Source organism: Zobellia barbeyronii (assembly GCF_018603515.1).
Taxonomy (GTDB): Bacteria; Bacteroidota; Bacteroidia; order Flavobacteriales; family Flavobacteriaceae; genus Zobellia; species Zobellia barbeyronii.
Map to the genome: position 1 here is coordinate 1060955 of NZ_JACATN010000001.1, position 12538 is coordinate 1073492.

14 protein-coding genes are annotated in these 12538 nt (G+C 36.1%); 11 read left to right on the forward strand and 3 right to left on the reverse strand.

Features of this window, described 5'->3' with window-relative positions:
• Positions 1 to 48: 48 nt before the first annotated feature.
• Positions 49 to 627, reverse strand: coding sequence for a MarC family protein (locus HW347_RS04305; protein ID WP_225901806.1), 579 nt, complete (start codon positions 625 to 627; stop codon positions 49 to 51).
• Positions 628 to 745: 118 nt separating this feature from the next.
• On the opposite strand from HW347_RS04305, the gene HW347_RS04310 reads away from it, so the two are divergent.
• Complete coding sequence (locus HW347_RS04310) at positions 746 to 1318, forward strand: DUF3109 family protein (RefSeq protein WP_214610682.1); 573 nt, start codon at positions 746 to 748, stop codon at positions 1316 to 1318.
• Here the strand turns inward: HW347_RS04310 and HW347_RS04315 are convergent.
• Both HW347_RS04315 and HW347_RS04320 read right to left on the reverse strand, forming a co-directional pair.
• Entirely contained in the window at positions 1308 to 3290 is a 1983-nt protein-coding gene (locus HW347_RS04315) for a tetratricopeptide repeat-containing sensor histidine kinase (RefSeq protein WP_214610683.1), read from the reverse strand. The genes HW347_RS04310 and HW347_RS04315 overlap by 11 nt on opposite strands.
• 8 nt (positions 3291 to 3298) lie before the next feature.
• Positions 3299 to 4033: a LytR/AlgR family response regulator transcription factor gene (locus tag HW347_RS04320; protein ID WP_194533004.1), complete on the reverse strand. Its 735-nt coding sequence runs from the start codon at positions 4031 to 4033 to the stop codon at positions 3299 to 3301.
• Between the two features lie 364 nt (positions 4034 to 4397).
• On the opposite strand from HW347_RS04320, the gene HW347_RS04325 reads away from it, so the two are divergent.
• The 10 genes from HW347_RS04325 (at position 4398) to HW347_RS04370 (ending at position 12479) form a co-directional block, all read left to right on the forward strand.
• On the forward strand, positions 4398 to 4553 hold the full coding sequence (locus HW347_RS04325; RefSeq protein ID WP_214610684.1) for a hypothetical protein: 156 nt from the start codon (positions 4398 to 4400) through the stop codon (positions 4551 to 4553).
• Between the two features lie 5 nt (positions 4554 to 4558).
• A complete protein-coding gene (locus HW347_RS04330) occupies positions 4559 to 5146 on the forward strand; it encodes a hypothetical protein (RefSeq protein ID WP_214610685.1) in 588 nt (195 codons plus the stop codon).
• A 681-nt stretch (positions 5147 to 5827) separates the two neighbouring features.
• Positions 5828 to 6175, forward strand: coding sequence for a hypothetical protein (locus tag HW347_RS04335; RefSeq protein ID WP_155595163.1), 348 nt, complete (start codon positions 5828 to 5830; stop codon positions 6173 to 6175).
• A gap of 20 nt (positions 6176 to 6195) precedes the next feature.
• Positions 6196 to 6816, forward strand: coding sequence for a hypothetical protein (locus HW347_RS04340; protein WP_214610686.1), 621 nt, complete (start codon positions 6196 to 6198; stop codon positions 6814 to 6816).
• A 33-nt stretch (positions 6817 to 6849) separates the two neighbouring features.
• Entirely contained in the window at positions 6850 to 7221 is a 372-nt protein-coding gene (locus HW347_RS04345) for a DUF4870 domain-containing protein (RefSeq protein WP_225901807.1), read from the forward strand.
• Between the two features lie 117 nt (positions 7222 to 7338).
• On the forward strand, positions 7339 to 7836 hold the full coding sequence (locus HW347_RS04350; RefSeq protein ID WP_214610687.1) for a hypothetical protein: 498 nt from the start codon (positions 7339 to 7341) through the stop codon (positions 7834 to 7836).
• Between the two features lie 282 nt (positions 7837 to 8118).
• Positions 8119 to 8349 carry a hypothetical protein gene (locus HW347_RS04355; RefSeq protein WP_214610688.1) on the forward strand — a complete coding sequence of 77 codons (231 nt, stop codon included), beginning with the start codon at positions 8119 to 8121 and terminating at the stop codon, positions 8347 to 8349.
• Between the two features lie 58 nt (positions 8350 to 8407).
• Positions 8408 to 8890: a T9SS type A sorting domain-containing protein gene (locus tag HW347_RS04360; RefSeq protein WP_214610689.1), complete on the forward strand. Its 483-nt coding sequence runs from the start codon at positions 8408 to 8410 to the stop codon at positions 8888 to 8890.
• A gap of 4 nt (positions 8891 to 8894) precedes the next feature.
• A complete protein-coding gene (locus tag HW347_RS04365; RefSeq protein WP_214610690.1) occupies positions 8895 to 11195 on the forward strand; it encodes a hypothetical protein in 2301 nt (766 codons plus the stop codon).
• A 297-nt stretch (positions 11196 to 11492) separates the two neighbouring features.
• Positions 11493 to 12479 (forward strand): ribonucleotide-diphosphate reductase subunit beta, encoded by a 987-nt coding sequence (locus HW347_RS04370; protein ID WP_155595158.1) that lies wholly within the window; start codon positions 11493 to 11495, stop codon positions 12477 to 12479.
• The last annotated feature ends 59 nt before the right edge of the window (positions 12480 to 12538 follow it).

The following is a 12538-nucleotide window of genomic DNA, read 5'->3' on the forward strand; positions in this document are numbered from 1 at the left end:
TATTTTTTACAGGTTTATAAAATTGGAGTGTATAGCCTGTTGATTATACTAGAATAACTCGTTAACGTTCGCTGCGAATAGTTTTACTGCAATGGCCAATAGAATAACCCCAAAAACCTTTCTTATAACGTTAAGTCCGTTTTTACCTAGTACTTTTTCTATCCTTCTTGAGGATTTTAGAACTAGATATACAAAAATAGTGTTTAAGGTGATGGCAACAATAATATTTTCTACTCGAAATTCAGCTCTTAAAGAAAGCAACGCCGTTAGTGTACCTGCACCCGCAATTAATGGAAAGGCAATAGGAACTATAGAGGCACTTTCTGGCTCATCTTCTTTGTAGAGGGTGATGCCTAATATCATTTCCAAAGCAAGAAAGAAGAGAATGAACGACCCTGCTACAGCAAAGGAATACACATCTATACCAATTAGTTTCAGTATTTTTTGACCAACAAAAAGAAAGGCAATCATTATAACCAATGAAACAAAAGAAGCCTTTTCAGATTCTATATGCCCTACTTTTTTCCGTAACCCTATAATTATTGGAATACTTCCTAAAATATCAATAACCGCAAAGAGTACCATAGTAGCGGTCGCAATTTCCCGTAAATCGAATTGTATGTCCATACCTCAAAATTTTTCGCAAAATTACATTTAATTAAACCGATAGGAAGCATAGATATGTAATTAATTTGCACGTAAAAATGCGCTTTAAAAAGTATCTTTGCGGTTCTAAACCCGCAGTATGTTTCAATTAGGTAATACCATAGTATCAGAAGAAATTATAGAAAAGGATTTTCTCTGTAACATTTCGGCTTGCAAAGGCCAATGCTGTATAGATGGGAATGCTGGAGCACCATTGGAAGAAAAGGAAACTGAAATTATTGTAGATATCTATAGTAAAGTAAAACCATTTTTAAGAAAAGAAGGAATTGATGCTATTGAGGAGCAAGGAGCTTTCGTTAAGGGAGATGACGGTGAATGGGAAACCCCCTTGGTGAACAATAGTGAGTGTGCTTATGTTATCTTTTCTGATAATGGAACTGCTAAATGCGGTATTGAAGAGGCCTATAACCAAGGTGCCGTAAAGTGGAAGAAACCCGTTTCATGCCACCTGTATCCTGTTCGTATACGGGAGTACACAGAACTTACCGCTGTTAATTACCATAAGTGGAGCATCTGTGATCCTGCCTGTGCTTTGGGAGATGAACTTAAAGTGCCAATATATAAGTTTGTAAAGGAAGCGCTGATAAGAAAGTTTGGTGAAGCTTGGTATAAAGAATTAGAACAAGTAGCTATAGAGCATACTAAACAGTAGGGATGTGTAGTATTACTTTGGTTCCCAAAGGTTTTTGGTTTTCATCGTATAGGTCCACAATTTCTACTTCAAATGAGTTTTGAAGATCTTTTGAGAAATTGGCAAGTCGCTCTTTGGTAATTTCAATACCAACGGACTTTCGTTTTAAGACTTTATTTCTTTTTATTTTATCGGCCATCACCCTTCCTACGCCATTATCCGATATGGCGATATGAATAAAATCTTGTTTGTCTTTTGTAATGTGTAGGTCAATAATTTTCTCACCTTTTTTAGGAGAGAGTCCATGCCATATGGCATTTTCAAGGAATGGTTGTAAAATTAATGATGGAATTTTTACGGTGTGAGTATCTATATTTTCATCAACACGAATTTTAAAATCTATCTCGTTCGAAAAACGGATGTTTTCTATATTCATATAGAGGTCTACAGTTTCTAATTCTTCGGCCAAGGGAATTTCTCGCATGGATGAGGATTCTAGAATCTTCCGTACCAGTTTTGAGAATTTATTTAGATAGTGAACAGCATTCTTTTGTTCGTTATTTATGATGTATAATTTAATGGAATTGAGAGAGTTGAATAAAAAATGAGGATTCATTTGGCTACGCAACATACTCTGTTCCAAAGTCAATACCTTTTTTTCATTCTTAAGTTGATATTGTCTGTAGAGGATATAAAAAATACCCGCTAACAATGCTAGAGCAATACTGCCAATAAGAAGGGTTGTGTAACTATTACGGAGTTTTGTTTGGACCGCTTCCTTCTCTTTGGCCAATATTTGAATTTCGCTATTTTTCTTCTCAGAATCATATCTATAGGTGATATCGTTTACGTAGCGAACGGTATTTTCACTTACGATTTCTTTTTCAAGTTCTGTTGCTTTTATATTGTATTCAAGTGCTTTTTTGTAATCACCAGTTTTCTGGTATAGGTCTGTTAATAAGTTACTTGCCCGAGCGGACTCGTTTCTAATATTAAATTTTTCAGCCACACGTAGTCCTTCTAAAATATTCTTTTTGGCATCTGCATAGTCTCCGTTTACCATCTTTCCCCAGCCGAGATTAATATATATAGGAGATACAAGAAAGCCGTCACCTATTCTTTTAGCAGTAGGCAGTGTTGGTAACAAAAGTTTCTCGGCCTCGTTTATACGGCCTTTCTTTAGGTATACGCTTGCTATGTTTGTTTTGCAAATAACCCGGCCTGTATCGTTATTAATTTGCTCATTATAGGCTAACGACGTGCGGTAATTCTCTAATGCCTGGTCTAATTCACCTAAGGATTCCTGGCATTTTCCTATATTTCCATAATTAATTGCCATGCCCAAGGTATTGCCTAGTTCGGTTTCCAAAACCAAGGACCGTTTAAAATAATCTATAGCCTGATTATATTGATTAAGCCTACTATATAGGTTACCAATGGAATTTAGAGATACGTTAATACTTTTTTGTAGATTCTTGGACCGGTCCTCCTTTTTAACGGTCTCAGCAAGCTCTATCGCCTGTTGGTTATAATCCATTGCCTTTCGTATGGAAGATATTCTACGGTAAACAACACCTAGATCATTTAAGCTAGCCACTTTAAACTCAATATGGTTCGTTTTGTTGGCAATTTGCAACGCTTTTTTATGCAATTCAACCGCATGTACGTACTGAGATTTATTTCGGTAAGCCCTGCCTAGTTCGTTATAAGAATAAATTTGACCTGAAGTGTATTCTTTGTTTAGTGAAGCCGTAGAGAAATAACGCATAAGAAGGGTATCCGTCTTATATTTTCGCATCACTGGGTGAATATCTAAATAGTTGGTCGGAGCTACAGTTATAAGGCTGTCCACCGTTTTTTTAAAAGATGTGGGTATGGTTTGGGCATTAACCGTAGCTAGATATAAAAAGCTAAATAGAAGTATACACAATTTGCCCAAAGCAATTGGGTATTTTAAAATGTAGGACTTTTTATTTTTGAGTTTAGGACTCATTAATTAGTTTAGAGCATATCTAAAAAATCTGATTTCTTTTGTCTGGAAACAGGAATCTTATGGTTAGATTCCAAAATAACATAGCCATCGGTTTTCAAAAACTCTTTTATTTTGGTTAGGTTGATAATATATGAATTGTGAATTCTAAAAAAAGAATCGGCTGGTAATAACTCGTTTACCTCTTTTAGTTTTTTTGTAAGTACAATCTTGTGTCCATCGGCTAAAAAAATAGTGCTATAGTTTCCATCGGACTCAGCATATAAAATCTCATCGCTATCTAGGAACACTAATTTACCGTCAGTATTGAAGGTTATTTTTTTATGTTTTGCGTTGGAGTTGAAATTCAACAATAATCTTTCTAATCGTTCTGCTGTAAAGTTTTTAGCATTGTGTTTCCTGATTTTTACGATGGTTTCTCTAAGGTCATCCGTATCAATAGGTTTAAGAAGATAATCTATAGCCTCATTCTTCAAGGCTTTTATGGCATATTGGTTATATGCGGTCGTGATTACAACAGGAAAATTTTTGTTGGTCAATTTTTGAATAAACTGAAAACCATCCATCGTTGGCATTTCAATATCCAGGAAAAGACAATCTGGTGTATTTTTCTCCAAATAAGTTAATGCCTCAAAGGGGTCTGTAAAAGAAGCCTCCACCTTTATTTCATCGCTAAAATTGGTCAATTCCCAAGAAAGGCTTTGCAAGGCTTTGATTTCATCATCAACGATTACGGCTTCTATCATAGAACAATACTTTAAGGTAAATTAAACAAATTTAACGGTATGGCATGTTTTATGATTATAAACATGTACCGATGGATATAATTATAGTGTGTTTGGTATAAAAAGTGGTAAAAACGGTTATGAAGGCTTTCGGGAGAAACGTCTCTAGGTTTATTTGTAATGAAATAAGCATTTTAAACTCGTATGAGGCCTTGTGAAATAAGGTATTTGCCATTTATACAGGAAAGTAGACCATTTATACAATACAACGATAATTGCGGGATGTTCAACATTACTTTAGCCTCATGAATGTATGACGGTTATTAATGTTTCCCCAGGGTTTTTATAACAGATTCCAAAAAGGTAAAACTAAATAACATTAGCAATGAAAAAATGTCTATTCATGTTCGCTTTACTGATTGTTACCATAGTAGCGGCGGCTTTGACCAACACAAAAGAGATTAAAGAATTGAACAACGATTTAGTAGTCGCAGAGCAGTTCGTAGGCCAACAAGTGTCAATACAGAAACCTAAAAACTAGTAGCTATGTATGGTTTACTATTTCAGTTTTTCAGCAATACAACCAAAGTTGGGTTTTGGCTAATACTCTCGGTTTTCTTTTTTTCGAATTCTGGAGTAGACCATAAGTTGTCACCTTCCTCTTTTTTGGAGGATACATATGTGTCAAACAATGTGGGAATAGCAGATAGTATAGCTAGTATTTTAGAACGTTCTTTAATTTTTGAATCTAATACGGTGGTATCTAAGAGCGGTGTCTCATTTACGAGTATTGCACTAAAACCAGATTTTGACTATGCGGAGAACAAGCAACTTTTTGAGATGGTAATTTCCAAACCTACAAAGGATATAAATACTGTAATAGGTAGGCATGAGGTTGTAAAAAGTGCAAATAGTCTTTTGAGCGGGTTTAATGGCGTATTTGGTTTTATTAATATTAACGATTTAGATGAGAAACCCTATTTTACATATAGGGGCTTTTTAAATATTACAGAATTCAATCAACAGTTAATAAGTGGAAGTATGAATTTGTCTTTTAAAAATACAGAAGGCAGAATGGTATACGTTAGTAGAAAATTTGAAGCTCAAAGAAAAGAAAGTATAACCCTACAATAGAGGTGTTGTTTAATCGTTATTTAAAGGTGGGCGTGTGTTGTTTGTAACAATCTACGGATGATGATGTTAGATTCAATAATTATAGAGGTCTTTGGTAGTCCGTGTTAAGAAAATGCTTATTTTTACAACCCCCCAAATTGGTAATCACCGATATTGAATATAGTACAAGATTAGATATACAAAAATACCAAACCAACAATTATACAAAACTACATATGGGGAACTCTCTTACAATTTTATGAAACTGCCAACCCAAAAAGGTACGGTTCTAGGCAACATGTTATGAAATAGAACGTGTTTAGTCCGCCTAATGCAACCATTCTGGGTCATTTAGTCAACTTGTTGATGAAATGATTGCCGATTATAGGTTTCGGGGGAACTACCTGAATCAGCACCCTTTCTGGTACCAATCGATTTTGATACATTAGAAGGACCGTACGGTTTGGTGGTATCATACAGTATTAAAGTTTGTCTAAGCCAGAAAATTATTTTTCTGGCTTTTTTATGCGCTATGGTTTCGATAGTTCACTACTCCAAAATTTTATTTTTCAGAAAAAAATCAACCAGCATGTTAACCTTTTTTGGTTTCAGACATTAATTGGTGTAGAACGTTGTGTGCAAAGAATTTTCCACTTGAAAACACTACAAAATGCAATTGATTAACAAATAAAATTAAGAATCATGAAAAATTTTAAGAGACAAATTCTTTTAGCCGTTTGCGGCGTAGCCATTATGTTAACCTATGGTTGTAGTAAAGACAATCCTTTAAATCCCGCAGGAAACTGCTTTGGAGGAAATTGGGCGGCAGGGTATGCAGATGAATTGCAATCTTGGTCTACTGCTGCACAGGAATATAGTGAGAATCCCACAGCAGAAAATTGCGCCGATTATAAAAGTGCAGCCAAAGCTTATCTAGATGCCTTAGATGATATTTATGATTGTATACCAACTACAAGCAGGGCAGAAATTGATCAAGAGATTAAGGAAGCCAAGGCAGATATTGATAAAGAAAGTTGTGACACTCAATAAGGACAATAAAATAAGCAACCATGAAAAATTCATGCAAAAATATTGGACTTATACTGCTATTAATAATGTTTGGTTCTTGTGTAGGTGAGGTAAAAGATAAATTGTCAAAAGCTAAGGAAGGTGTGTCAAACGCGACCACTTTTGTAAAGGAAGCTAGAAAAGTAGAGAGCAGAATAGAAAAACTAAAAGATGCTATTCCGCTAACCAATGAACAACTAAAAGGATGGTTGCCTACTAATTTGGGGGACTTAGAAAGAACCGGGTTCAAAGTTGGGCAAACGGGCATGTACCAAGTAAACTCTGTGGAGGGAACATATAAAATACCTGAGGAGAAAAGAAAGTTCAGCGTAATGGTAATTGACGGTGCTGGCCCAACGGGCAGTATGATGTCTACAAGCTATGGACTGCTGGGTAATTTTGAAATGGAGACCGAAGATGAATATAAGCATCAGCAAACAGTTGAGGTAGATGGTGTAAAAGCGCAACAGACCTATAAGAAAAAGTCTAACCACACCCAATTGATGTTTGCTTATAAAGAAAGGTTTTTAGTTACCGTAAATGCGAGTGATATGCTTCCTGAAGAAACTTGGGACATGGTGCGCAAGCTTAAACTTGAGGAACTGACCGATATGGCTGAGTAAAATTGAATTTTTATAGTTTAAAAAGATGAAATAATGGAAAATACAGATACAAAATTAGATGCAGCTCAAACCACTGCTGCAACAAGTGAAAATGACAAGACAATGGCAATACTATCTTATATAACCATTATTGGTTTGGTGGTCGCTTTTGTAATGAACAATGATAAAAAGCAAGAATTTGCGAGTTACCATATTCGGCAGTCAGTAGGGCTTTGTCTTACAGGGGTGTCATTGGGAATTATTGGTCTGGTACCAATTCTAGGGTGGATTATAAACATATTCGGCATTTTTGTATTGCTATACATGTGGGTTATGGCACTTATGAACGCTCTAAACGGAAAAGAAAGTCCAGCGCCTATTTTGGGCAAAAAATACGAGGTCTGGTTTGCTGGAATTCAACAATAAAAAAAGGTTGTTTTGGACTTTCTGTTTTAGGGCAGAGTGGCAGCCATGTATCTCCAGAACTGAATTTTAGCTGCAGATTACAGATACCCGTTTTACAAATCACCAAAAACAAACCAAATGAAAACATTTGTTCTAATACTATTCTTTCTTTCAATCTACCAAAATAGCTTTTGTCAAGAAAAAGTATTTTGTATTGTAAATCAAATTACCAGTGAAGAAGTGTTTTTAAAAGAACACCAAAGAATAAAGGTAATTACTAAAATCGGTGAAAAATTTGAAGGTAAATTCAGCATTTTAGATCAAAATACCATAGCGGTAAATGGCGTTATTCTTGTCTTAAACGAGATAAGTACAATAAGAAAAAATCCATTAGGACTTACTATTTTTCTTAAGGCATTTTTTTTCCATACGGGCGCCGTTACTCTTGTGCTATCTGCTCTGTTGTCAGGATTCGCAATGAATCTATCATATGTTTTGGTTGGAGTGGCGGTTTTTGCAGGCGGTATCTATGGAGGCATCAAACCCCCTAATTTAAAAAAGGGTTATAAAACTTCGGATAATTGGGAATTCACAATTAAGAGCATTAAAATACCTTTGCAAGCGACGGGGTCTTAAATACTCAATGCTAATCATTCGCTCTATATATGTTCTCTTTTTAACAATTTATACAGTAGTATGGTCTAGTTGTACAATTTTAGTTCTTCAAAATACCAGTTGCTAGTACCTTGACTTTGGTTTTGGTCGAAGGCTATCAATCTGGTCATTAAACTCAGTTTTTTCTTCTTCAATCTTACTCTAACAGTTTTCCCTTTCCACTTTAGATGGTTTTATCATTGAAGTATGCAGCGTGAAAAATGAAACCGATTAAAATTATGGCATCACTTTAAACCTGTGCATATGAAAACTACAATTGTTCTAATCGCTGCCTTATTGGTCAACGCTGCGTTGATTTTTTCTGATTCTCTTTTTTCTTTATCAAAATATATCCACCCTTTAGTCCTTCTAGGTATGGAGGTTATATTGTTGATAATATTCGTCTTTCATAAAATCATGAGAGACTTCTCAAAAACGATTCAAATGGATTTTGGAATATTAGAGGTGTTCATTTCTAAAAAGAAGAGGAAGTAAGTTGGTCATGACGTTAACCTGAAACCTTAAAAGAGCATTAATAGTAAAACCAACGAAAATGAAAAAAAAACTACTTCTCTTTTTTCTAATCCTAAACACCACATTTTCTTTCGCTCAGTCAATAGAGCGCAGTGTTATTAGCAATGTGGGTGGTGTAATGAGCAATACAGATATATCCGTGAGTTTTACTATTGGAGAACCTGTAGTGGGTCTGATAGCGGATGATAATTCTGTAGACCAAGGTTTTTGGGCGGGTAAAGGAATTTTGGTAATTCCGCTAAGTCTTGGTGAAGAACCTATGGATATTTTAGTTTACCCAAACCCGGTTGTGGAAGAAGTTACCGTTTTTACAGGTGAAAATAAGGTGGTGGGAATAGAGCTATTTGCTGTAAATGGCCAACGGGTGTTCAGTCAGAAAATAGAAGAGAATAAACTGGAATACAAAATAGATATGGCCTATATGGCCAAAGGTGTATATGTATTAAAGCTCTTTTTGGAAGGCAATTCCGAAACCAATGTGTATAAACTGATTAAAGAATAGAACCATGAAAAAAAACTACGTTTCAATAATTATAGTCCTAACCATTATGTTTTTAGGAACATTTATGGTTCAGGCGCAACAGAAAAATTTCATCAATTACCAAGGTGTTGCTCGTAATTCTGAAAATGAATTATTGGAACAAGAAACCCTGAATATTGGTATAGCACTAAAATTTGGTAGTGTAGATGCAGCTGATCAATACAAGGAAAGTCATTTGGTAACTACTGATGCCAATGGCGTTTTTAACTTACAGATAGGAAGTGGAGTTAGTAATGGAGGCAGTTACGGTAATCTGCCGTGGGGAGAGGCTGCCTTTGTTGCAGTTTCATTCAATGGCACAGAGGTAGGCACTACAGAACTTATGGCCGTACCTTTTGCAATAGCATCAGGTGATAATGTTTGGAAGGCAAATGGTAATGACATCGAGAATAAAAATGTTGGGGAAGTAAAAATAAAAAGCGATTTGAGAATTTTAGGTGGGTTCAATCTTAACTCTGGTAATCAAGTTAATGAAATATCTGATGATGGTGCGTTGGTAGAGAACAGTAACGGTATTTTACCTACGCAAAGAGCCGTTAAAACGTATGTGGACAATCGTTTGTTTAGTGGTGGCGGAGATGCTCAAATAGCATCTGAAGTACCTTATGACAATACAGATTCCGGGCTTACAGCCGATAATGTTCAAGATGCTTTGGATGAGTTTGTTAGTAAAAGTGGTGGTGGAAGTGATGCGGACGCCGACCCAACGAATGAATTACAAGATATAAGTCTTTTGGGAACAGATCTGAGTATTACAGATGGATCTACAATAGATCTATCCGCAATTATTCCGCCAGGAGGTACGGATGATCAGAATGCCTCAGAGGTTCCTTTTGACAATACAGGTACAGGTCTTGCCGCAGCTGATACTCAGGCAGCAATTGAAGAATTGGCCTCAGGCGGATTGGTGGATACGGATAATCAAGGTCTGATTATGACTGGTGATGTATTGAGTATTGAAGATGGCACAGGCTCGGTAGATTTAAATGATTATGTTGATGTTACAGGTGAAAGCGGATTACTTTTAGGTGATGGCACGAATATAAGCGGACTCGAGGGTGCGGCAGATGGTCAAGTAGCCAAATGGGACGGAACAACAAATAAATGGGTTGCCGGTACCGATGAAGTTGGAAGTGGAGGAAGCTCTCTTTGGAACGCAAATGGAGGTGATATTTATTTTGATAGCGGAAATGTCGGTATTGGTCTGACGGATCCTAATGCAATACATCAAATTCATACCAATAGTTATCAGAGTAATTCTATTTATACAACAGTAGATTCTGGAGATGGCGCAAATGACGGTATGTATGTTGGCTTGGTAAATGACCTAGGCTTAGGGTTTACGGCAACAATTACGAATCAAGAAAATGGGCCACTTCGATTGGGTACAAATGGAACTGGCCGATTGATTATTACAAATGATGGAAATGTTGGTATTGGGACAGTTACTCCTTCAGCAAAGTTCCATGTTGATGGTGATATTCGCTCATCTGAGTTGGCCGGTCTAGGCGAGCGTAATGTCGTGGCCGATGCTGATGGAAATTTGATGATTGGAGGCACTTCTGGTAGCAGTAGTTCTCTTTGGGCAGAAAATGGCAGTAATATTCATTTTAATGGTGGAAATGTTGGCATCGGTACTGAAACCCCAAGTTCCCCATTAGAAATAGTATCTAATAGTGATAGTCCAATTCTAATTGAATCTACTAGAGGCGACGGAAATGGTTGGATAAGGTTTAATAAATCGAGTGGTAGAATAGGTTATATTGGAATGTATGGGGCAAATGGCGAGAAGGATATTGAAATGGGAACAGCAGGAGGTAATACTACTGGGAATTTACATTTAACAATTGGTGGGGAACCAAAATTTACATTAGCCTCAAACGAGAATGTGGGTATTGGCAATGAAAACCCATCAGAAAAATTAGATGTTGCAGGTAATATAAAAACTGCGGGCGAAGTTCACAGTAACCGCACAGGTGATGCCAATTTAATTCCTATTGCCTATGGGACTATCATGTTAGATGGTGATATTTCAACTGGTAGCGGTAATTTTACAGTTGAAAAAAATGGACTTGGCGATTATCGTATCAAAATAATTGGTGAAAATTATTTGTGGACAAGGTATACAACACAATTAACCATTAACAGCTCTACTCTAGGTTTTATCAAGGCAAGCTCCGTTGGAGGGGACCTTGTTGTTGCTACTTATGCAACGGATGAAACATCTATGGATATTGCTTTTAACTTTTTGGTTTACAAGCCATAATTGAACATAGATTAGATAAAAACTCTATTTATCCCAAAATTCTGATTTAAACCAAAAAGTATATTTAAAACATACTTTTTGGTTTAATTTTTTATGTTCAACATTCATATAAAGTTTGGGTAAAGTGTCTAACCCTGTTAGGGTCATGTATATTCAATGTCAGCCCACATTTCAACAATTTGTGTTAAAAACTTTGTGCCGGAAATGATTGAACAACATGAAATTCAAGTGGTTTTTTGCGACCTTTGTTTCCGTCGCAAAGGAAGAATTTTCTTCTGAACACTCAAACCCTTTAATATGTCCGTAGCCTTAGAGCCTATTTTAGAAGAAAATAACGATCGCTTTGTAATCTTTCCTATTAAACATGATGATTTATGGGAGTGGTACAAGAAATGCGAAGCGTGTTTTTGGACTGCCGAGGAAATAGATCTTAGTGAGGATTTAAATGATTGGAATAATAAATTAAGTGATGACGAGCGTTACTTTGTTAAACACATATTAGCCTTTTTTGCAGCTTCCGATGGTATCGTAAACGAGAATTTAGCCGAGAATTTTGTTAGCGAGGTACAGTATGCCGAGGCTAAGTTTTTCTACGGGTTTCAGATTATGATGGAAAACATTCACTCTGAAACATATTCCCTTTTAATCGACACTTATGTGAAAGATGAGAAAGAGAAGAATACACTTTTTAAAGCCATTGAAAATTTTCCTGCTATTAAGAAAAAAGCGGATTGGGCCTTAAATTGGATTGATTCCCCAAGTTTTGCAGAGAGATTAATTGCATTTGCCGCGGTTGAGGGTATTTTCTTTTCTGGTGCATTCTGTTCTATTTTCTGGTTAAAGAAAAGAGGGCTTTTGCCTGGGTTGACTTTTTCTAATGAGCTAATCTCAAGAGATGAAGGTATGCACTGTGATTATGCAGTACACTTGCATAATAAACATTTAATAAATAAAGTTCCCAAAGAGCGTATTACAGCAATTTTGGTGGATGCTTTAAATATAGAAAGAGAATTTATTACTGAGTCTCTTCCCGCTAGTCTTATTGGGATGAATGCTAAATTAATGACACAGTATCTAGAATTTGTAACGGACAGGCTTCTTGTGGAACTTGAGTGCGATAGAGTATACAACGCTACTAATCCGTTTGATTTTATGGATATGATTTCCCTTCAAGGAAAGACCAATTTCTTTGAAAAACGCGTTTCTGAATACCAAAAAGCTGGAATTCTGAATAAGGATAATGACGAAAACGCGCAGAAAATAAGCTTCGACGCAGATTTTTAAGTATACTATAGAGAATTTTTTCTTGAAAGGATTCTTGTCCCCTATTTTAGAATTGTTAA